Origin of the sequence: Cohaesibacter gelatinilyticus (assembly GCF_900215605.1) — a bacterium.
Taxonomy (GTDB): Bacteria; Pseudomonadota; Alphaproteobacteria; order Rhizobiales; family Cohaesibacteraceae; genus Cohaesibacter; species Cohaesibacter gelatinilyticus.
This window is the reverse complement of record NZ_OBEL01000001.1, coordinates 1,008,599-1,030,854: the sequence shown is the minus strand read 5'-3', so window position 1 is coordinate 1,030,854 and position 22,256 is coordinate 1,008,599. Positions and strand designations below refer to the sequence as shown.

21 protein-coding genes are annotated in these 22,256 nt (G+C 48.5%); 17 read left to right on the top strand and 4 right to left on the bottom strand.

The window, feature by feature from the left end; translation table 11 throughout:
- The first annotated feature begins 224 nt into the window (after positions 1-224).
- The 9 genes from CRO57_RS04640 (at position 225) to CRO57_RS04600 (ending at position 9,844) form a co-directional block, all read left to right on the top strand.
- Entirely contained in the window at positions 225-626 is a 402-nt protein-coding gene (locus CRO57_RS04640; protein WP_097152195.1) for an SxtJ family membrane protein, read from the top strand.
- Between the two features lie 12 nt (positions 627-638).
- The gene (locus tag CRO57_RS24705; protein WP_097152194.1) at positions 639-788 is read left to right on the top strand and encodes a DUF5989 family protein; all 150 of its coding nucleotides are present in this window, start codon (positions 639-641) and stop codon (positions 786-788) included.
- 111 nt (positions 789-899) lie between these two features.
- Entirely contained in the window at positions 900-2,738 is a 1,839-nt protein-coding gene (locus tag CRO57_RS04630; RefSeq protein ID WP_097152193.1) for a carbamoyltransferase family protein, read from the top strand.
- On the top strand, positions 2,725-3,936 hold the full coding sequence (locus CRO57_RS04625; RefSeq protein ID WP_097152192.1) for an SGNH/GDSL hydrolase family protein: 1,212 nt from the start codon (positions 2,725-2,727) through the stop codon (positions 3,934-3,936). Before CRO57_RS04630 ends, CRO57_RS04625 begins: the two co-directional genes overlap by 14 nt.
- Positions 3,937-4,539: 603 nt before the next feature.
- Complete coding sequence (locus CRO57_RS04620) at positions 4,540-5,493, top strand: TAXI family TRAP transporter solute-binding subunit (RefSeq protein ID WP_097152191.1); 954 nt, start codon at positions 4,540-4,542, stop codon at positions 5,491-5,493.
- Positions 5,494-5,560: 67 nt separating this feature from the next.
- The gene (locus tag CRO57_RS04615) at positions 5,561-7,345 is read left to right on the top strand and encodes a TRAP transporter permease (protein WP_097152190.1); all 1,785 of its coding nucleotides are present in this window, start codon (positions 5,561-5,563) and stop codon (positions 7,343-7,345) included.
- A gap of 597 nt (positions 7,346-7,942) precedes the next feature.
- Complete coding sequence (locus CRO57_RS04610; RefSeq protein WP_210200752.1) at positions 7,943-8,446, top strand: RidA family protein; 504 nt, start codon at positions 7,943-7,945, stop codon at positions 8,444-8,446.
- A gap of 100 nt (positions 8,447-8,546) precedes the next feature.
- Positions 8,547-9,077 (top strand): DUF3291 domain-containing protein, encoded by a 531-nt coding sequence (locus CRO57_RS04605; protein WP_097152188.1) that lies wholly within the window; start codon positions 8,547-8,549, stop codon positions 9,075-9,077.
- 293 nt (positions 9,078-9,370) lie between these two features.
- A complete protein-coding gene (locus CRO57_RS04600) occupies positions 9,371-9,844 on the top strand; it encodes a RidA family protein (RefSeq protein WP_097152187.1) in 474 nt (157 codons plus the stop codon).
- Here the strand turns inward: CRO57_RS04600 and CRO57_RS04595 are convergent.
- Both CRO57_RS04595 and CRO57_RS04590 read right to left on the bottom strand, forming a co-directional pair.
- Positions 9,836-11,245 (bottom strand): sensor histidine kinase, encoded by a 1,410-nt coding sequence (locus CRO57_RS04595; RefSeq protein WP_097152186.1) that lies wholly within the window; start codon positions 11,243-11,245, stop codon positions 9,836-9,838. The two genes, CRO57_RS04600 and CRO57_RS04595, sit on opposite strands and share 9 nt — an antisense overlap.
- On the bottom strand, positions 11,242-11,919 hold the full coding sequence (locus CRO57_RS04590; protein WP_097152185.1) for a response regulator: 678 nt from the start codon (positions 11,917-11,919) through the stop codon (positions 11,242-11,244). The genes CRO57_RS04595 and CRO57_RS04590 overlap by 4 nt, the downstream gene beginning before the upstream one ends.
- 101 nt (positions 11,920-12,020) lie before the next feature.
- Between CRO57_RS04590 and CRO57_RS04585 the strand changes: the two genes are divergently transcribed.
- The 6 genes from CRO57_RS04585 (at position 12,021) to CRO57_RS04560 (ending at position 19,185) form a co-directional block, all read left to right on the top strand.
- The gene (locus CRO57_RS04585; protein WP_097152184.1) at positions 12,021-13,136 is read left to right on the top strand and encodes an ABC transporter substrate-binding protein; all 1,116 of its coding nucleotides are present in this window, start codon (positions 12,021-12,023) and stop codon (positions 13,134-13,136) included.
- Positions 13,137-13,286: 150 nt separating this feature from the next.
- On the top strand, positions 13,287-14,267 hold the full coding sequence (locus tag CRO57_RS04580) for a tripartite tricarboxylate transporter substrate binding protein (RefSeq protein WP_097153200.1): 981 nt from the start codon (positions 13,287-13,289) through the stop codon (positions 14,265-14,267).
- Between the two features lie 228 nt (positions 14,268-14,495).
- Positions 14,496-14,957, top strand: coding sequence for a tripartite tricarboxylate transporter TctB family protein (locus tag CRO57_RS04575; protein ID WP_170955949.1), 462 nt, complete (start codon positions 14,496-14,498; stop codon positions 14,955-14,957).
- Position 14,958: 1 nt separating this feature from the next.
- Entirely contained in the window at positions 14,959-16,497 is a 1,539-nt protein-coding gene (locus CRO57_RS04570; RefSeq protein WP_097152182.1) for a tripartite tricarboxylate transporter permease, read from the top strand.
- A gap of 24 nt (positions 16,498-16,521) precedes the next feature.
- Positions 16,522-17,559 (top strand): AbrB family transcriptional regulator, encoded by a 1,038-nt coding sequence (locus CRO57_RS04565; protein WP_097152181.1) that lies wholly within the window; start codon positions 16,522-16,524, stop codon positions 17,557-17,559.
- A gap of 144 nt (positions 17,560-17,703) precedes the next feature.
- Entirely contained in the window at positions 17,704-19,185 is a 1,482-nt protein-coding gene (locus CRO57_RS04560) for a protein adenylyltransferase SelO (RefSeq protein WP_097152180.1), read from the top strand.
- Between the two features lie 41 nt (positions 19,186-19,226).
- Here CRO57_RS04560 and CRO57_RS04555 read toward each other — a convergent pair whose 3' ends face one another.
- Positions 19,227-20,126: a LysR family transcriptional regulator gene (locus CRO57_RS04555; RefSeq protein WP_097152179.1), complete on the bottom strand. Its 900-nt coding sequence runs from the start codon at positions 20,124-20,126 to the stop codon at positions 19,227-19,229.
- Positions 20,127-20,299: 173 nt separating this feature from the next.
- Here CRO57_RS04555 and CRO57_RS04550 point away from each other — a divergent pair, with 173 nt between their 5' ends.
- Both CRO57_RS04550 and CRO57_RS04545 read left to right on the top strand, forming a co-directional pair.
- Complete coding sequence (locus CRO57_RS04550) at positions 20,300-20,845, top strand: cytochrome b (protein WP_097152178.1); 546 nt, start codon at positions 20,300-20,302, stop codon at positions 20,843-20,845.
- 72 nt (positions 20,846-20,917) lie between these two features.
- Positions 20,918-21,511, top strand: coding sequence for a YceI family protein (locus CRO57_RS04545; protein WP_097152177.1), 594 nt, complete (start codon positions 20,918-20,920; stop codon positions 21,509-21,511).
- 104 nt (positions 21,512-21,615) lie between these two features.
- Here the strand turns inward: CRO57_RS04545 and CRO57_RS04540 are convergent, their stop codons facing one another.
- Complete coding sequence (locus CRO57_RS04540) at positions 21,616-22,248, bottom strand: TetR family transcriptional regulator (RefSeq protein WP_097152176.1); 633 nt, start codon at positions 22,246-22,248, stop codon at positions 21,616-21,618.
- Between the last annotated feature and the right edge of the window lie 8 nt (positions 22,249-22,256).

Here is a 22,256-nt window from a genome sequence, read left to right as displayed (position 1 = left end):
ACCATTCGATGTAATTCGCATCATATGATGGCGTGAGCAAAGTTCTATTTATCCGCTGCTCTTTCACATCCTTTCTTACTGATTTCTAAAAATCTTTCGTGCTCAGCAATTCTTAACCAAAACTGGACTTTATAGAGCGTTTCCAAGTTAAATTCATTCAAAATTAATTCGCAGAAAGCAACTTGCTCGCAACATTTAGAAGTTGCGTATCATATGAGGCGAGTATGCTTGATAAAGAAATCCCTTTACCGTCGAACAGAAAGTTCGGCTATTTTTTTGCTATAATTTTTATTTGCTTGAGCGCCTACCTTTTCTGGTCAGAATCCAATATGTCAGCCACTGTTTCAGTCGTTTTAGCTGCTGGTTTTGGTGGCCTCGCATCCGTTGCTCCTGATTGGCTCACTCTACCAAACAAACTCTGGTTCAAGTTCGGCATCCTGTTGAGCAAAATCGTAAGTCCCATTGTTCTCGGATTCATTTTTTTCTTGCTCATCACTCCGATCGCACTCGTGACCAAAATATTTGGTCGTGACGAACTACGTCTGAAACGCAGAAATGTTTCATCTCATTGGATCATTCGCAATCCAGTCGGCCCTGAACCGAATTCTTTCAAGAACCAGCACTAAAGGAACTCAACTATGTCTTTCGTAGCCGAAATGTGGGCTTTTTTACGAGTACGTAAAAAACTTTGGTTGGCACCCGTAATTACGGTCATGATCATCATGGGTGGTTTGCTGATCCTGGCCAAGGGATCCGTTGTCGCACCATTTATCTATACCTTGTTCTAAAGCAAAATTCGACCTGCATAATTCAGCCAGGCTCTCTAACTAATTGATTTCGCGGCGTTGTGAGATCGCTTCAAGCAATGCCGCGAGCAGATAATTGATCAGGACCATCCAATGTACATACTTGGCGTTTCAGCATTTTATCATGACAGCGCGGCCTGTTTGCTCAAGAACGGCGAAATTGTAGCTGCAGCTCAAGAAGAGCGCTTCACGCGAACCAAGCACGATCCTGGCTTTCCCGTGAAGGCAATCAAATACTGTCTCGCGGAAGCTGGTATTCGGGCGGATCAGGTTGATAATATTGTTTTCTATGACAAACCTTTTTTGAAGTTCGAGCGTTTGCTGGAAACCTATCTGGCATTTGCACCTCGGGGCTTTAAAAGTTTCGTCACCTCAATGCCTGTTTGGATCAAGGACAAGCTATTTCAGAAGTCAGTCATTGCTGATGAGTTCAAAACAGCTTTTGGCGACACCGTGGACTGGTCAGAGAAACTTCTGTTTTCCGAACACCATCTCAGCCATGCCGCGAGCGCATACTTTCCTTCACCTTTTGAAGATGCCGCTGTTTTGACGATGGATGGAGTTGGCGAGTGGACCACCACCTCCCTCGCAATTGGAAATGAGAACCAGCTCAACGTTCATAAAGAGCTGCACTTCCCGCATTCTCTTGGGCTGCTATATTCAGCTCTGACATATTACACCGGGTTCAGAGTGAATTCGGGTGAGTATAAAGTGATGGGTCTGGCCCCCTACGGGGAACCACGCTTTGCGGACAAGCTCAAAGAGAACGTGATTGACATTCGAGAAGACGGATCTTTCCAGCTCGACATGTCGTATTTTGACTATTGCACCGGCCTACGTATGACAAACAAGAAGTTTGACGACTTGTTTGGTGGCCCTGCCCGCGAACCTGAATCGGAATTGACTCAACGCGAGATGGATCTCGCTGCTTCAGTTCAGAAAGTCACTGAAGAAGTTGTTCTGAAACTATGTAAAAACATAGCAAAGGAAACTGGCCAGAAAAACCTGTGTCTCGCTGGTGGTGTTGCTTTGAACTGTGTCGCGAATGGACATCTGCTTCGAGAGGGTTTGTTTGAAAACATCTGGATTCAACCCGCTGCTGGGGATGCTGGGGGAGCATTGGGAGCAGCTCTTGCGGCTCATCACATCGCCTTTAACAATCCTAGATCGGTTAGCAATCATACAGACAGCATGCGCGGCTCATATCTCGGGCCAGATTTCAATGCCGACCAGATACGCGAGAGTTTGACAAAATCTGGTGCAATTTTTGTTGAACATTCCGACCAAAGCATTGTCGACGCCACCGCTCAAGCTCTCGCAGATGGCAAAGCAATTGGTTGGATGAATGGACGTATGGAGTTTGGACCACGAGCTCTGGGTGGGCGCAGTATCATTGCAGATCCTCGCTCTCCGTCAATGCAGAAGCTGCTGAACCTAAAAGTGAAATATCGCGAGTCTTTCAGGCCATTCGCTCCTAGCGTTTTGCGGGAAGACGTTCACAACTGGTTCGAGATTGAGAATGACAGCCCTTACATGCTTCTAGTGGCGAATGTTGCCAAAGAGAAGCGCCGCCAGATGTCTGAAGATGAAGAAAGCCTATTCGGAATCGACAAACTGAATGTGCCCCGTTCAGAAATACCGGCCATCACACATGTTGATTACAGTGCACGTATTCAGACGGTGCATAAGGAAACCAATCCTAAATATCATGCGGTAATCAGTCGCTTCAAGGAGCTCTCGGGCTGCCCTGTCGTTGTAAACACCTCTTTCAATGTCCGTGGGGAACCAATTGTTTGCACTCCTGAAGACGCATTCCGGTGCTTCATGGGAACCGAACTCGACGTTCTGGTTGTCGGAAATTTCATTCTGAAAAAGGAAGACCAAGACGCCAACCTGAAAGAAAATTACGAGGAAAAATATGAGCTCGACTAATTCGTTCAAACTCGGCTTTTGGGCTTTATGTCTGTTTTCTTTCCTATTTTCGGTCTACAACGAAGAATGGGATTTGATCGGCGCAAAAAGAAAAGCCCTTTACGCCATATTGGCGTGTCTGTTCCTTGTTTCTCTAGCTCTGCTGATGTTTGAAAAAATGCAGCAGATTGCCATCACATTTCTTTTGCTAATGGGGCTGAACACGCCGTTGGCTTTGTTCATGAAGGTGGACTATATAACTCTACCGCCTAACTTGGACACGAAAATCCAAATTGTCGGCGATGTATTGCCGGGATTTAGCGGGGTTGAATCCATCACAACCGACTCCAAAGGCTTCCGTACGACCAAGAAAATCGATTATTCAGACAAGGAACCATTCCGGGTCTTTGCAATTGGTGGCAGTACAACAGAACAATTGGCCCTTGATGATCATGAGACCTGGACCTCAGTTCTACAGGAATTGTTGGAACAAAAAACAGGGCGAGACGTCGAAGTCATCAATACTGGTGTCTCTGGTCTGACCTCGCGTCAGCATTACGCCACTTTGGAAGAGATCAAAAACTATCAACCAGACATGGTTTTGTTCATGATGGGCATCAATGACTGGAACAAGGACATCAAGGCACTACAATCTGCAATCCCTTTTCCAGAACTTGGATTTCGCAACACTCCGCTTCGCTATGGCTTGGAAAATGCTTTCAATATTGCCAATAGCTTCCGCCCAAAGGCACCGGACAATTTAACGATTGAGCGGGGTGATTACTATTCGAAGCAGAATGATAGTTTAAATCGCCCTGAAAAAGTGGATGTGACCTTCAAAACTGTCAGTGAACGCTATAAAAACTGGGTTCAGAAAATCAGTGACGGATGTAAGGAATGGGGTTTGAACTGCATTTTCATTGATCAGCCTGTAGCCTATCAAGCTGAGATTGAACAGGGCTTGCGGGAACGCCTATGGATGACGCCTCCGAACGAGGCCTACACGTTGTCACTGAACAATCTGACCGATATATCAAATACCTACAATTCCTGGCTTATATCTTTCGCTCGGAACAGTGAGCATTTGAAGGCCTGCCCAATCTCCCAAAACGTCCCTGCAAGTATCAAATATCTTACTGATGATTGTCACTTCAATGAGGCGGGTGCAAAACTAGTTGGCACGCTTATATCAGATTGCCTGGTATCAACTATACACTAGTCAAAATCAGCTCAGCGGAGAGCTCAATTGATAATGAGCTCTCCCGTTCTTTTTCGAGGCCGCACGTCCACGCTCCTTTGTTCAAGATACAATGCCGCATGAGTGGAGATCAGAATCTAACGCATGTCTGCTTTCATGCTATCCGGCATGCATTCATTCTGTTTCACTTATCCTTTGTCAGTCTATCCAAAGCTCTCACCGGTTCAATCCAGCATATAAAAAGCTTTAGATATTAAGCATGCTTCGACATGGGTGAGTGTGCTCTCTTTCTCGTTGAATATCTTACCAAATTTCAACGTAGCGCTAGCATCTAGTCGAAAAGCAAGCAAAACATTTTCTCCCAAACATCATGATTGGGAATGACAAGCCTCGTATACTCTACTTCAGCTCGACAAATAGGCGCTGGTTACTCCACCAACGGGTAATCGGGATAGCATAAATAAAACAACCTTGACTAAAACCCTGTTTTGTATAGACAAGATAGAGCATCCCTTCCCTACGTAGCCGTTTCATATGGCTGCACACAATCAAACACATTCCAGTCTCGACATCGTCATTCAAACAGGTGAGTATTTGTTCAAATATTCAGGAGGAAACATAAAAATGACATTGAAACAGATAATTTCTGCTGCAGCTCTGATCGCAGTCGGCTCTACGGCTTCCCTCGCAGAAACACGGGTCACCTATAAATCCGCAAAATCCACCTCATCCTATTATCAGATGGGTGTGCAGATTTCTGAGGCGATGAAAGCAGGCTCAAATGGCGATATCATTGTGACCGTCGAGGAAAGCCAAGGGTCCGTTCAGAATGTGATGGAAGTCCGCGCCCGTGGCGGTGACTATGTCTTCACAACGCCTCCTGTTCTGGTAAAGCTGGCGCAAGGCGGCAAGGCGATGTTCAAGGACAAGGGCAACCCTGCTTTCAACGACATCCGTGCTCTCTTCCCTATCCCATCCCTGACCATGCATTTTGTTGTCTCTGAAGGCTCCGACATCAAGGATTTCGCCGGTTTGGAAGGCAAGACCATCCTATTGGGCAAAGGCTCTTTCGGTGCTCGTGAAGGCGCGAAATATCTGAAGCTGTTCGGTCTGGAAGGCAAAGTGAAGATTGCCGACGTTGAACTTTCCGGCGCAGTTCAAGCGCTGAAAAATGGACAGATCGATGGCTTTGTTACTGCCGGTTCCTATCCTGCACCAAATGTGATCGAAGCTGCCGCAAGCACTGGTGTGAAAGTTCTGACACTGAATGACGAGCAGATCAAGAAAAGCAAGCGCACGCGTCTGACCATTCCTGCAGGCACCTATGCTGGTCAGAAAGAAGACATCGTAACGACATCTCTGCCAGTTGCTGCTTACACCACCACAAAAATGGATGACGACACCGCCTATGCGCTGACCAAAACCTTCTGGGAAGGCAAGAAGTCCATGGGCTCCGCTGCCCCATGGTGGAACGGTGTCGACAGCAGCCTGATGACAAACATTACTGGCAAAATCCACCCAGGTGCTGTTCGTTATTACAAGGAAGCAGGCATCACTCTGACAGACGCTCAGATGTAATAGCCATCCATTCAACAATGATAAGGGCCAGTAATGTACTGGCCCTTTTACTTGAGGAAGCATTCTTATGACCGAAGTCAGTTGGCCGAAACCAATCAAGCTATTCTGGCTGTTTTTGGCCTTGGTTATGGTTGCCTTCCACCTTGGTCTGATCTTTTCAGGACTTGTGCCCAACCTGGTCAGCCGCCCTCTTCACTTGGCTTTCGTGTTGCCATGGGTGTTTGTTTATGGCGCAAAATCCGGTTTTGAACTGATGAGTGGCAGCATATTGGCTCTTCTTGGCGTAGCCGCCTCCATCTGGATTGCTCTCAATCACAATATGCTGGGCGATCAATATGGGTTTCTGGAAGGTGACTTCCAGATTGGTGTCGCACTGGTGCTGTTGATCTGCGTGATAGAAGCGGCACGTCGTGCGATTGGCTGGCCTTTGCCAATGGTCGCAGTTGTTGCGCTTCTTTATGCCCTGTTTGGGCAACATATTCCCGGTGAGTTTGGCCATTCCGGCACTCCGTTGCAAAGCTTTCTGGGCACGCTCACCATTGCAGAAGGCGGCATTTGGGGAAGCCTGACTGCGGTATCCGTCGGAGTGGTATCGATCTTCGTGATTTTTGGTGCAGTTCTTAATGCAGGTGAAGCCGGGCAGGGCTTCATGAATGTTGCAACCGCCGCTGCCGGACGCCTGAAAGGTGGCGCTGCAAAGGTCTCCGTCATTTCATCGGCACTATTCGGATCCATCTCAGGTTCAGCATCCGCCAATGTTGCATCTACTGGTGCTATTACTCTCCCTGCCATGACCAAGCTGGGCTATCCCAAACGACTTGCCGCCGCAGTAGAAGCCGTTGCTTCCTCAGGTGGACAAATCATGCCGCCTCTCATGGGCGCCGGTGCCTTTGTCATGGTTGAGTTGACCGGTGTTCCCTATACCGGGATCATGTCCGCAGCCATTTTACCTGCCGTCCTGTTTTTCTTTGCCGTCTGGATGGGCATCAATGCCTATGCCCGCCGCTTCGAACTTCGGGCCGTTGACAAGAGCGAGCACCCCTCTTCAAGAGATGTACTGATCACATCCGCCTTCTTTCTGATCCCATTCACAGTCTTGCTATGGGGCATGTTCGGTGCTGGTTTTTCTCCACAATATGCGGCCTGCATGGCCATTCTGGCCGGTGCTGTTCTGTTGCTTTTCAATCGCTCGGCAAAGTTTGATCTCGCATTGATAAATGAGCGTTTTTCCTCTGCTCTTTTGAACTCTGCCCGTCAGGTGTCGATGATCGCATCCATCATCTTTTGTGCTTCGATCATCATTGGCGTCCTGTCCATTACAGGTTTGGGCGTAAAGATCACATCCCTGATTTTGGCTGGGTCGGGCGGAATGCTCTGGCCATCACTGTTCTTGACCGCGCTGGCCTGCCTTATTCTGGGCATGGAAGTCCCGACCACAGCGGCTTATGTGATCTGTGTATCGGTTGCCGGCCCTGCCCTGATCCAGCAAGGTTTGGCCCCTCTACAAGCCCATCTGTTTGTCTTCTGGTTCGCTTTGTTATCAACCATCACTCCGCCAGTCTGTGGCGCAGTTTTCATTGCTGCTGGCATGATTGAGGAGAATTGGATCAAAGTGGCACTGACAGCCATGGCGCTGGGCGTGGGACTTTATGTGATCCCGCTTGGCATGATTGCCAATCCTGAGCTTTTGCAGCTCATGGACAATCCTGCAAATGCTCTCTTTGGCTTTGTTCGTGTCGCGATCGGTCTGAGCCTTCTGAGCTATGGTCTGATTGCAGCCCGCTCACTCTTGCCCAAGCTTGGCTTGAGTGCTCTGGGATTGGGCATTGTCTTTTCCGGGCTGGCATTCTAGCCCGGAAAACATCTTCAAGTTCAACCATGCGTCGGGGATACCGCTCTCCTGTCGAGACTTTGGCTTGGAAGACTTTTGGCTCGACCACTTTTCGATCATTAAAAGCTAGCCGATTCAGATGCTGAGGGTGATGTTCGAATGGATTTCAAGCCTCGTGCGCGATTGGAAATTCCACGTCTCCGAGATCAGTTCTGACAGTGGTTTACTGCTTTTTGGGAGGCATGAAGCAACCCTTGATACATACAAAAAATTAAGCGCTCTTAGAGAGATATCTTGGACAGCAAAATGAGTTCTCTGCCTTGCAGATCTAATCCGTAAGCGCCACCCACAGGCATCAGGAAAACCCAGCTGGGACATGATCACCTACCAATCAGCTGAAATAGCAGTAACAAGCACTTTCTTCGGCCAAATCCGCTGCTATATGCGCCCTTAAACCGGCTCCAGGATTTACATGACAAACCATAGAACAAAACAACAATAAAAGCGACTGGATATAGCCGGTCTTGCAAAGGGCAAACTCGACAAACACTGAGCGCAACGCTTGCCGTACCCTCATTTCCGTCGATCTTGCAGAAGGCACCCCAATCAGGCTTGAAAATGTTCGCAAAGACCTTCACTCTTGGACTGAAGCCAAATTGCCCGGGAAATATAGGATCGGATAACCTGCACACCTGTTTTGCCCATAAAATGTATGGAGAAAACTTTAAAATGATAAGAAAACCTCTGTTTCCCAAAAACTCCAAAATTTCAGCAGAACAGATCAAAGTCTCCCCAGGGATAATATCCGGGAATCATGTGTTTTTGACTGGATTGACAGGCAGCCTTCCTGACGGATCAATGCCAAGCAATTTGGAAGAACAGTTTCGCAGCGCCTTTGACAAAATTGGGCTTGTTTTGAATGAAGCGGGATTAACACATGGATCAATCGTGGAAATGACATCTTACCATATTGGTTTGCGAGAACATTTTGACCTGTTCAACAGAATACGTTCCGAATATGTTAGTGCTCCATACCCCACTTGGACTGCAATTGAAGTTGCTGGCTTGAGGCGTGAAGGAGCCGTTGTCGAAATTCGCGTTATCGCAGCCATCGAAGAATAGGGTCACGCAAAGACCATACCAGATTCTTCCCTGGAGCCGCTGTGTTCGATTGGTTATGTTATGTACAATTCAATCTGATTTCCACATGCATGTCTTTTAAATGCCGCTAGCTCTGTACACATTTGGCCAATTTATTGAACCAGCCGACAATCCATCCAATGATGGATTTCATGAGCTGAATGATCCAGTCTTTGAGGTTGTTGACAAGGCCCCCGGCCTCATAGCCCGATCTGGCTATGCGTCAGACGAAGGACCAAGTCCTTGGGGCGAAGAGGTCTATCCTCGCTTTTACAATGAGCGCGGAGATGGGTGGTCTCCGGCAACTCTCTCTCTTTGGAGGGATATTGAATCCCTTTATGTCTTCACATATTCAGGCCTTCACGCAAAGGCGCTGAAACACGGACGGGAATGGTTTCAATCTCCCAAATGGCCGCCTCTGGTCTTGTGGTGGCATGAAAGGCGGGACAATCCGCAATGGTGCGAAGGTGTCGAACGGCTCGAGTATCTTCATGACCACGGCCCCTCTTCCTTTGCTTTCACCTTCAAAATACCATTTGATCAATTCGGGCAACCGTTTGATATAGATCGTGCCCGCGTGAAAGAGCTGAAATCAAAAAATGCTATCTTTTAAAGCACTTCAACTTTTCAGGAATACGCAGTAAGGCAGAAACTCATCAATGCGATGAATTTGGTAGAAGCAAATTTTTCTGTCATAAAAAAGAGTGAAAACTATATAGCTCATTTTCAAATTCTTTCGAGTTGACGAGTCTGCAAATACAGATATTTCATTTGCAATTCTAGAGACTTTAGGCCTCAATAGGCTTCATTCCGACCCCGATTTCCGGCTTTGGAAACAAAAGCCACACCAGTTAAAGTGCTGCTCTTCCCTTAAAAATCTACGGTCAAAACAGGAAAGTCATATCGATGAGCGTGATTGATCAGGCATTGAGTGAGCTTGGAATAAAACTACCGTCTGCACCAAAGCCACTGGGCAATTTTGCACCCTATCTGATTGATGGAGATTATCTCTATATATCCGGTCAGATTTCAGTTGATTTGGGCGGCAAAATCCTGACAGGCAAACTTGGCAATGATGTCAGTCTGGAGCAAGGTCAAGAATCTGCTCGTTATTGTGCAATCGGAATTTTAGCTCGCGCAAAGGCAGCTCTTGGTGGAGATTTGGATCGCATTGAAAAGCTCCTCAAGCTGGGTGCATTTGTCAATGCTGCTCCAGATTTCGCCTCTCACCCTGAAGTCGTCAATGGAGCATCGGATTTCATGGTTCAGGTTATGGGAATTGAGAAAGCCAACCACGTACGCTTTGCTGTGGGCAGTGCGAGCCTACCTTCAAATGCAGCGGTAGAGATTGAAGCCGTATTTCGTATCAGATCAGCTTGATCGCTCCAGATCCAGTCGGATCAAGCCGCCCTCACCTGCATCGATCGGCTGGATCGCCAGTTTGGCTTTGAAAAGATTGGCGATCTCGTTAGCGATTGCCAATCCCAAACCATTGCCTTCGGACAAGTTCACATAATGATTGAAACGCTCCATCTGGTTCGCAATCTCATGCGGTATTCCCACACCATCATCCTGTACTTCCAGCCGGGCATAGTCCTGCTTGTCACGTTTAACAGATTGCACACGAACGGTAATTTCTGATCCACCTTTTGCATGTTTGATGGCGTTATCAATCAAATTCTTGAGCAACTCGCTGATCAGAATCTCGTCTCCGTTGCAGATTAGATCCTCCTCTCCCTCAAATCCCAGGTCAAATCCGGCTTCATGGGCTGGTGGAACAAAGGATGTGGTCACTGTCTTCGCAATCTGACTGAGATTGATTTCCGATCTTTGAATGTCATCTCTTGCGCTGTGATCAAGGCGGGCCAAAAGCATCAACTGCGATAATGTCCGCTCAGCATCGCTGATGGCATGATTGCAGGTGATCAATGCGTGCTTGGCATCTTCCATTTGGTCTGCCCGCTGGGCCAGCGTAATCTGAGTGCGGATTATCGCCAGAGGAGTGCGAATCTGATGGCTGGCATTCCCCGTAAAGTTCTTAAGTGCATGGATAGATGATGACAAACGAGCCATGAAGTCATTGATCCGTAACACAAGACCACTTACCTCATGAGGAACATGATGCAATATGGGCCTCAGATCATCCGGACTACGTCGCCCAATTGCCGCTTCAAGCTTGATCAAAGGTCTCAAACCACGTGTAACAGCAAACCAGACGATGATTGCAGCAGAAAGAACCAGAACTGCCTGTCTCAAGGCAGAACGGATAAGGATTTCCTGAGTAAGGCGTTGCCGGGCAATCATGGTCTCAGCCACTGCCACTCTGAACGGAATAGAACGGAGGCCAGAAGATGCCGCTGTATACATGACAGCCAACCGAATTTTGTCCCGTTTGTATCGAGTGTCATCAAACTGGATGGCATCTCTCGTCGCAAGACTCTGGGGCTTTTGCAACGTTACCGGCAATTGACGATAACCGGTGACAAATTCGTTATCAGGTCCGTCAATACGATAAAAGACACGGTCTTGAGCCGCAGAAGTCAGCATATCCAAAGCAACATAGGGAATGTCGACTTCCAATTGCCCGCTATCATTGACAAAAACACGCTCGGAAATCGCTTGCACAGACCCGGCCAGAACTCTGTCAGCAGCATCATTCGCGGTTTGACGCGCGTTGAAATAGCTATCTACCAAAGCCAGCAAGGCGATCAGGCCAAGTGGAATCAGCAGCCACAGCAAAAGTCGTCGACGTAGAGAATATGGAGTGGGCTGCTCGTTCATGGGCTTTCATCATCACTTTTAAGGAAGTAACCCAAACCCCGTGCTGTTTTGATGGTCACCGCAAATGGAGCCAAGCGTTTTCTAAGACGAGAAATATATTGTTCCACGGCATTTTCACTCAATTCATCATCAAAAGAGGAAAGGGATTCCAAGATCTGTGTTTTGGACAACACTCGCCCATTAGCCAGCATCAATGCTTGCAGGACATGAAATTCTCGAGCCGGGATATCTTCAGGTTGCTCATCCAGATGAAGCGTTTGGGCGCTCATATCCAGACAGATTTTGCCTATTTCCAATTTTGCAGCCATAGCTCCGGATCGACGGCGTAACAAAGCCCGAACACGCGCCTCCAACTCCGGGATTTCAAAGGGTTTGGTAAGATAGTCATCCGCCCCCAAATCCAATCCTTTGATGCGATCATCCAGACCATCGCGAGCGGTAAGCACAAGCACAGGTGTATCATTCCGTCGAGCCCGCAAATTGCGCAAGATCTCAAATCCATCCATATTGGGAAGGTTCAAATCCAGCAATGCCAGATCATAGCTTTGAGCAGCCAGCACGGCGTCAGCTTCATCGCCCGTCGTCACCGCATCAACAGCATAACCATTGGTCAGCATAATCTTGCTCAAGCCCTGTGACAGTGCCTCATTATCTTCGATAATCAGAATACGCATAAACTCCTCCCAAGAGACATTCTAAGAGCAAGATTGCTCTTGTGCCTAGGTCCAAATTATGTCTGACTTGTCTGCTCAAGCATTTGGGAGGAGGAAATTCCATGAAACAGGATCGATTGCACAATTGGATAAATCGACTTACCAACACTGGAATTTTCCTTTTTATTGCATTAGTTTACGGAGTTTTCAACGCGCAACCATCATCAGCAGAAACTCTATTTGAGGCCCCTGCACCGGGCGCTGATGGCGAAACACTAACTATTTATTCTTCTTTGGATACTCATCTGTCAGAACCGCTGATCAAGGCATTTCAGAAATTGAATCCGAACATTTCGATTGTTTATGAAGAAATGCAAACGCAGGACGTCTATGAGCGGGTTGTAAACGAGAGCGATCAATCAGGCGCGACCGCTGATCTTACTCTTTCGTCTGCGATGGATCTGCAAATGAAGCTGGCCAATGATGGTTATGCTCAGCCTGTCAATCTGCCCGATCTCGAAAATTGGCCGAGTTGGGCACAATGGCGCGATACAGCTTTTGCTTTCACGTTTGAACCTTCCGTTCTCGTATATCACAAACCTACATTTGCCAATCTGATACCACCCAACTCTCGTGCGGAGCTCACCAAGCTCTTGCGAGAGAGCAGCGATAAATTTTTTGGGCGTGTTGCGACCTATGACATTGAACGCGCAGGGGTTGGTTACCTGTTTTTAGCGATGGACGAGAAAAATCACCGAAATATCTGGGATCTTGTCAGCGCCCTGGGAAGTGCAGGTGTGAAACTCTATTCCAACTCGTCCGCCATTTTGCAACGGGTCTCGGAAGGTCAGTTTGCGCTGGGTTATAATATTCTTGGGTCGTATGCCAGCAACTGGGCGGAGAACCATCCCGACCTCGGTATTATTTTGCCTTCAGATTATACCATCGTCATGTCTCGCATAGCCTTTGTTCCTCGTGTTGCGCGCAATCCAGAACTGGGAACGCGGTTTCTGGCCTTTCTAATGAGCAAGGAAGGCCAATCGGTTTTATCCGACCAGGTACGTATTCCCGTCCTTCACCCCGATATCCGGGGAGAACGCACAGCGCATCATCTGGCTAGTAATCATGGCAGCCAACTGCGTCCAATCGCGGTTCGCCCCAGCCTGATGGTTTATCTTGATCAGGTGAAGCGTGCCCGCATCGTCAAGAAATGGAACGAAGCGTTGCGTGATCAGTAATTTCTGTAAAAAACAAGTATCCCGCAGTTTCCATGTTTTATTGCACTGCAATGACAGCTTCGTGTCAGGTTCATCTGTTTGACTGTGTTCATGCCGATCACGCTCACCATCAAGGTGGGCCGATTGGATTTGAACTGGGAGGAAAATCTGATGAAATTTTTGAAAGCAGCCCTTTGTGCTGCCGTTTTTTCTGTATCTGCAGCCGGTCTTTCTGTGTCTGCCAAAGCCGATGGTCACAAGGTGCTTGATGAAATCAAGTTCCTGATTCCTGGTGGTGCTGGCGGTGGCTGGGATGGGACTGCCCGCGGAACCGGCGAAGCTCTGACAAAGTCGGGCATCGTAGGCGCCGCATCCTATGAAAACATGTCTGGAGGCGGCGGTGGCAAAGCCATTGCTCATCTGATCGAAACCAAAGATCAGAGCACCTTGATGGTCAACTCCACTCCAATCGTTATTCGTTCCTTGCAGAAGGTCTTCCCTCAGTCCTTCCGTGATCTGACCCCAATCGCAGGTACGATCGGCGATTTTGGTGCTATCGTAGTCGGTAAGGATTCACCGCATAAGAGCTTTGGTGATCTGCTTGCAGCTTACAATGCCGATCCAAAGAATGTTGCTATTGGCGGCGGTTCCGTTGCAGGTGGCATGGATCATCTGATTGCCTCCATGGTCATGAAAAATGCCGGTGCCGATCCGACGACCGTGAAATATATCCCATATGACGCAGGTGGTAAAGCAATGGCAGGTCTGCTGTCTGGTGAGATCAAGGCGTTGACAACGGGTTTTGGTGAGGCAATCGAGCTCGCTCGTCAAGGTGAAGTGAAAATCCTTTGCGTCACTTCAAATGCTCGTGTGGAAGCATCCAAAGATACACCTACCTGCTCAGAGGCCGGGTCTGATGGGACTTATTTTGTGAACTGGCGCGGTTTCTTCGCAGCTCCTGGTCTACCAGACGAGAAGAAGGCCATGTTCGTGAAAGCATTGCAGGAAATGTATACGACTTCCGATTGGGTGACCGTTCGTGACCGCAACGGTTGGGTAGAAATCTTCAATCCTGATGACAAATTCGTCAAATTCCTGGAAACCCAGGAAGAGGAAGTTTCTGCGTTGATGAAGGAACTTGGTTTCCTCTAGGGAACACTCCCAAGGCATAGCCGGTTCTCTGGCTTGCCTGTCGGGGAGAGCTGGACACTCTCCCCGAGCTTTATTGAATGCAAACCCGCTTGTATAATTGCTGTTGAATGCGCTTCGTCCAGTGCGCAATCAAGCACAATATGTTTGATGACGATTTCGTCGCTAAAAGGCTCTCAGAGACACAGCATTTGGGCGGAAATTTCATACAAGACCTCTGGGAACCCTATCATGCTCTTCGTTAAGGACCGTATTGGCGGGATGCTTTTGCTGATCTTCAGCATTACCTATGGCCTGCTAAGCCAACAGATCCATCTGCTACCATTTCAGGCCAACTCCGCTTTCCATGCTCGCACCATGCCAGAGGTATTATCGGTTCTGGCAATTGGACTATCAGTTCTGATCATTCTATTCCCCGGATCTGATGAGAAGCCCCGCTTTGCCGGACTGAACTGGGGTCTTGGTGCCTTATTTCTCGCCCTGATGTCTGCATATGGATTGATGGTACGCCCAATGGGCTTTCTGATCGCAACATCTTTATTCCTGATGATCGGTTTTGCGCTTCTGGGTGAGCGCAAATGGTGGCGTCTTTTGGCTGTTGCTGTTCCAACCGTCTTCGCCTTTTGGGCGCTGATGACCTATGGCCTTGATGTTTTCATCGAGCCTCTGCCGCAATTTATGAAAGGATCCTGATATGCTTGACGGTATCCTGATTGGTTTGGGCACCGCCCTCACCCCGATGAATTTGATCTTTGTGATGATTGGATGTTTCGTCGGCACATTCATTGGTATGTTGCCAGGCCTTGGCCCCATGTCTGCCATTGCTTTGATGATCCCGATCGCTTCAACGCTGGAACCTTCGGCTGGTATCATCCTGATGGCTGCCGTTTATTATGGTGCTATCTTCGGAGGGTCAACATCCTCCATTCTGATCAATGCTCCCGGCGTTGCCTCGACCGTTGCGACTTCCTTTGACGGCTTTCCCATGGCCAAACAAGGAAAGGCAGGCAAAGCTTTGGCCATTGCCGCTTATTCGTCTTTCTCCGGTGGTGTGATTGCAGCTATCTTCCTGCTTGTTGCGGCTCCTTTTTTGGCAAGTGTTTCACTGGCTTTTCAATCAACCGACTATTTTGCTCTCATGGTGCTGGGTCTGACCGCAGTGGCTGCCTTTGCCAGCAAGGGCGATGTGCTGAAAGCCTTGCTGATGACCGTGATTGGCCTGATGCTCTCCACCGTTGGCACCGACCAAACTCAAGGTGTACCACGCTTTACATTGGGCATTCTGGATCTGACCGATGGCATTTCCTTCCTTCTGCTGGTGATGGCAACATTTGCTTTGTCAGAAGCTTTGATTGCCATTCTGAAGCCAAATGATGATTCCAAACGCCAAGAAGAGAAAGATGCCTCCAGCCACTTGGGCTCCATGGCTGTCAGCAAGGAAGAAGTGAAGGAAATGGCTCCAGTCATTGGCCGCTCGTCAGTTCTTGGCTTCCTGATTGGCGTTCTTCCCGGTGCAGGTGCAACCATCGCCTCATTCCTTGCCTATGGTACAGAGCAGCGCATTGCCGGTGCGGAAAAAGGCAAGCTGTTTGGTAAAGGTTCCGTACGTGGTTTGTCTGCACCTGAGACCGCCAACAACGCCGCTGCTACTGGCTCCTTTGTGCCTCTTCTGACCCTTGGCATTCCTGGCTCTGGTACCACCGCCATCATGCTGGGAGCCCTGATTGGCTATGGTATTCAACCTGGACCACGTCTTTACATTGATCAGCCAGAAGTTTTCTGGTCCGTGATCGTATCCATGTGGATTGGCAATATCATCCTTCTGATTTTGAATCTGCCCTTAATCCCGTATATCGCCAAGGTGCTGGCCATTCCTTCTCGTTTCCTTCTGCCATTCATTCTATTCTTCTCCTTGATTGGTGTGTATTTTGTCAGCTTCAACACGTTCGATATTCAATTGATGGTGTTGTTTGGCGCGGTGGCTCTATTCCTTCGCTTCCTCGATTTCCCCATGGCTCCGATGATTCTAGGTTTCATTTTAGGTGGTATGATGGAAGAGAATCTGCGCCGGGCATTGTTGATCAATAATGACAGCTGGTCCTTCCTCTGGGAACGCCCGCTGACCCTCAGCATCCTTGTTATTGCCGGCCTGTGTCTGATTGTTCCGATGGTCTCACCACTTTTCGCCAAATTGCGAAAGGCAAAACCAGTCGAAACACCAACAGCGGACTAGAGCGGCATCCAAACAGGAGATCAAATGACCAAGCAAGTCATTTTGACTTTGAGCATCGGAGCAGTTGGGGGGATCCTGGCCTATTTGGCAGGATTCCCCGCTCCTTTTCTGACCGGCTCGGCCATTGCGGTCACTATTGGCTGTTTATCCGGCCTTACATTGAATATCCCCAATCTCATCCGAAATGCTTGTTTCATTGGAATTGGTTTGTCCATGGGATCGGGCGTAACCCCCAATGTTCTCGAGACAATCAGTCTTTGGCCTTTTGCCTTCGTCATTCTCGTTGTCTCACTGCTTGGGACATTTTTCGGCTGTCGGATATTGCTAAGGCGCTTTTGGCACTTTGATGCCAAGTCGGCCACACTGGCGTCCTCTCCCGGTCATCTGAGTTTCATCTTAGGGCTTTCAAGCCAAAGCAATGTCGATGTAGCAGCCGTCAGTATTGTTCAGTCGATCAGAGTGATGGTGCTTACTGTCGCCGTTCCTTTTGTTGTCAGTTTCATGGGATTGGCTGGAGAGCCATCATCAACAGCACGATTGTTCATGTCCTATTGGGAACTTGGTCTTCTCATACCTGCTGCAGGTCTTGTTGGATGGCTATTCATCAAGCTCAACTTTCCAGCTGCTTTTTTGTTGGGCGGTATGCTGGTCTCCACCCTCACCCATGTCACTGGCACTGTTACCGGCCAAATTCCCGATTGGCTGAGTATCATCGCCTTCGCCATCATGGGTAGCCTGATTGGCACACGGTTTGCTGATGTGAGTATCAATCAATTGAAAAGATCTGCGGGAGCAGGCCTCGTTGCGGTAAGCTGGGCCGCCATTATCGCGATCAGTGCGGGCTTCCTCGCCAGCTGGCTTCTTGGCCTACCTCTGCCTCAGCTCCTCATCGCCTTTGCGCCCGGTGGATTGGAGGCCATGGCTGCCATGGCTGTCATCATGGATGTCGACACGACCTTTGTTGCCGCCCAGCACGTGTTCCGCTTGTTCTTTTTGAGCTTCTTTGCTCCAATGGTTTTGGCCTTCGATGATAAAATGGAACGTAAGAAAGCCGCTTCCTGACGAATTGTGTTTCTTTCCGGTTCGAGAACCCACACATTTGGATATCTAGAGAATTTGGTTACCTCGCTCACGTCTCTTGCTATCTAGCTCCAGCATCGCCGTGCTAGAATTGATGCTCAATCAGAATCGCCCAAAGGATGAGCCGTGTCGGAACCATTTGCCAATCTGCCTTTTGACAACAGCTATGGCCGATTGCCTGGCAAATTCTACTCGCGCCTGTCACCGATTGCCGCCAGAAGCCCATATCTGGTTGAATTCAATCAAGGACTGGCAGAGGAATTGCGCATTGCCAATCATTTTCATGATACAGAGGCAACAGCCCGTTTTCTTTCCGGTTCCCGTTTTCCAAAGCATGCCGATCCTCTTGCCATGGTTTATGCGGGCCATCAATTTGGCAATTGGGTTCCACGTCTTGGTGACGGGCGTGCACTGTTGGCTGGTGAAGTGAAAGATAGCTCCGGCACGCTGTGGGATATTCATCTGAAAGGATCGGGTCCAACCCCCTATTCTCGCAATGGCGACGGTCTGGCGGCTTTGGGGCCGGTGATACGGGAATATGTTGTCTCCGAAGCCATGCATGCACTGGATGTGCCGACCACGCGGAGTTTGGCTGTCGTCACCACCGGAGATAATGTACGCCGTGAAGAAGCTCTGGAAGGCGCAGTTCTGACCCGAATCGCTCGCAGTCATGTGCGGGTTGGCACCTTCCAATATTTCTATGCCAATCAGGATCATGAGGCACTGCAACAACTAGCAGATTTTTGCATTGACCGTCTCTATCCCGATTGTCGAAATGCCGATAACCCCGTTCAAGCCCTCCTGGCGAAGGTCGTTGAAAAGCAAGCAACATTGGTTGCTCATTGGCTAAGTCTAGGCTTCATCCATGGCGTCATGAATACTGACAACATGGCCATTTCAGGTGAAACGATAGATTATGGCCCATGCGCCTTCATGGATCGTTTTCATGCTGCCAAAACCTTCAGCTCCATTGATCGTCATGGCCGCTACAGCTGGGGTAACCAGCCCCATATGGCACATTGGAATTTGGCACAATTGGCCACCGCACTGGTGCCAATATTGGCGGAGGATCAATCTGACGCCATGCAACTGGCGCAAGAGGTTCTGGATGGCTTCGCAGAGCAGTTCAATCAAAGTTATTTGCAGCGCTTTGGGCAAAAGCTGGGTCTTGTCTTAAAAGAAGAACAGGAAGAAGCCTTTCTGAATACCACTCTTGAGCTTCTCACCAAACATCAGATTGATTTCACTCTCTTCTTCAGACATCTAAGCGAATTTGCCCGTGATAACCAGCATGAAGGCTTAGCCAATCTGTTCGCCAATCGCCGTGCTGTTGCCGTTTGGCTGGACAATTGGTTGATGTTGATGGGACAGCAGGTCAATGATCCGTCAGATCGTTATCAAGCCATGCGCAAGGCCAATCCGATCTATATTCCGCGCAATCATCAAGTCGAAGCAGCGATCAATGCCGCCTATCACGGCAATTTCGAAGTTTTTCGCCGATTGAGCGAAGTGCTCTCAAAGCCTTACACTGAACAGGCGGGGGCTGAGGAATATGAGGCAGAGCCCAGTGACAATGAAATGGTGCACGCAACCTTCTGCGGCACATAATTTCATTTACAATGAAATTATGATGTCTTTAAACTGTCAATCTATTGCCAATCCTTTTGGTTGGCAAAATAGCTCGCGATGAATTCAACATAGACGCGAACTTTAGCCGCAAGATGGCGATTGTGAGGGTAGACAGCATAGACCGCCCCACCATCCCTTAGATAGTCAGGCAGGATCTCCTTTAGTAGTCCCTTTTTGATATCGTCCTTGACGACATAGCGTGGCACGGAACCGATCCCACCGTCTTCCAAGAGAGCGGCACGGACAGCCAAGATGCTGTTTGTTGTCAGTCTACCATTGATGGGAACGGTGAAATCTTTGCCATTCTCGGTGAAGCCCCACATCTTGCCACCCAGATAGTTGGTATCATGAATACACTGATGCTGAGCGAGATCATGGGGATGCTCCGGCGTGCCATGCTTGGCAAGATATCCTGGCGACGCCACCACCGACACACGCATTGGAGCCAGTTTACGCGCAATCAGACTTGAGTCTTCCAGTGTTCCCATTCGGATAGCAAGATCATACCCTTCATCAACCAGATTGATATAACGATCAGCCAACTTCAATTCGACTGAGACATCCGGATAGAGTTCCATGAAACGACTGGTCGCATGTGCCAGATGTTGCTCAGCCAAGGTGATCGGTGCAGAAATGCGTAGACGTCCGGTCGGGACACCCTTTTGTTCACGGATCAAATTTTCCATCTCGTCAAACTGATCAATTATTTGTGAGCAACGCTCATAGTAAGCCTGCCCCTCTTGTGTCACAGCCAGACTTCGAGTGGTCCGATTGAGCAACCGCACCTGCAGCCGTTCCTCCAATTGAGCCACATATTTACTGGTAAGTGCTGCAGAAAGCTCAAGTTTCGCAGCTGCGCGCACAAAGCTTTCTTCTTCAACTACCGCACAGAAAGTGCGCATTCCGATCAAGGTATCCATATTATTATCAACGCCATGTTGAGAATGTAATGTCAATTCCCTTCTTTATCTTTGAACAAGGCAAACCCAAATTGATCCTTGGAATTGGTAGCTGCCCTTACCCGTGATGGATTTTCCCAAGACAGGCCCACGGGGAAGAGCGCTGCCTTTGTCATGTTTAAATGGAGTGCCTCATGGCATTGAAAAATACAGAAAACGGATATGGCTCCCTTTCGCGCTTCCTGCATTGGAGCATGGCTCTTTTGTTTTTTGGCATGTTCGGTCTTGGCTGGTGGATGGTCGAACTGACCTATTACAGCCCCTATTACAAGACCGCTCCCAACCTTCATATCAGCATTGGCATGGTGGTGGCTTTGATGCTGCCTATTCGTTTCATCTGGCGTTTACTGAGCGTCGAACCCGATTCCAGCTATCTGCCATGGCATGAACGTCTGGCCTCTCACGTGGTTCATTTGCTGCTTTATGCCGGACTGGCTGTGCTCATTGTATCAGGCTATCTGATTTTTACCGCCGATGGGCGCCCTCTGGATATATTTGGCCTCTTCAGTCTGCCTTCTCTCATTCAGGTGCAGGGCATGGAGAATGTTGCAGGATTTATTCATGAATATGTTGCCTATGGCGCCATAGCACTGGTTGCTCTTCATGCTCTTGCCGCAATCAAGCACCATTTTATCGACAAAGATCCTACCTTGCGTCGTATGACGCAAGGAGAAACATAAAGGTTGCGGGGTATTTTCCATCCCCGCGCCATCCCCCGATTACTCCAATTTACCCTCAACAGGAGCCAACCAATGACTCTTTCAAAAATCAAGACCACCTTTGTTGCTGCAGCAGCTATCGCCGCCAGCTCAGTTGCTGCACTTCCAGCTTTGGCAGCAGATTATGTGATTGATACCAAGGGCGCTCATGCTTCCATCAATTTCAAAATTCAGCATCTAGGCTATAGCTGGCTGACCGGTCGTTTCGATACTTTCTCCGGCAATTTCAGCTTTGATGAGAAAGATCCTGCAGCCAGCAATGTGATGGTGGAAATTGACACCAACAGTGTCAACTCAAATCATGCTGCTCGCGACAAGCACCTGCGCAGCGCTGATTTTCTTGAAGTCGACAAGTTCCCGACGGCAAGCTTCAAAAGCACCAAAGTAGAAGTCACGGGTGATAAGACAGCCAAGATCCATGGTGATCTGACCTTGCATGGTGTCACCAAATCAGTTGTTCTGGACACCAAATATGTTGGTGGCGGTAAAGATCCCTGGGGCGGTTTCCGTCAGGGCTTTGAAGCAACCACTCAGATTGCTTTGAAAGATTTCGGCATCAAGATGGATCTTGGTCCAGCTTCCCAGACTGTTGACCTGTCTTTGCATGTTGAGGGCGTTCGCAAATAACCAAGCTGATTTCTCAATCAGTGCCCCAAAACAAAAAAAAATCCCGGCGCAACTTCAATATTGCGGCGGGATTTTTATTTTGACAGTGAGATATGTTGAACATATCAGGTGTCAGGTTGCACCATCACCACACCATCCAGATACATATCGAGAATATTCTGCCCTTGATCGGGCAGCATAAGAGGCGTACCCGGCATAAAATGCTTTTCGACCAATCCACCCATCAGACAGATATAGCCCCAAGCGATGGTTTCCACTGCCCGGTCTGTTCTCAATAAACCCGCAACATTTATCCTCTCAAACGCAGCTGTGAAGCTTTCAATCATCATCTTGTGCTCTTCCATCAGATATTCGCGTAATGCTGTATGATTCTCGCTTAGTTCCACATTATGCATTACGATACGAAGAGCCTGCCCCAACCGCTCATCATTGATCAAACGATCCAGCAATTGCGATGTTACATGACGCAAGCTGTCTACCGGGTTTGTCTGAAAAGAGCTGACAAGATTCTGCCTCAAAGGCTCCAATTGTGGTTTTGCATAAGATTCCCATAGTGCACGTACCACGTCATTCTTATCCTCAAAATGCCAATAGAATGCGCCTCTTGTTACACCGGCTTCCTTGGCAATCTGATTCAATGTGGTTTCAGCGATACCGTTTTTGATGAACAGATTTGCCGCAGCCTGCAAAAGGGCCTGATAGGTTTTCTCTGCTTCTTCTTTGGTTTTACGCGCCATTTGGGGTC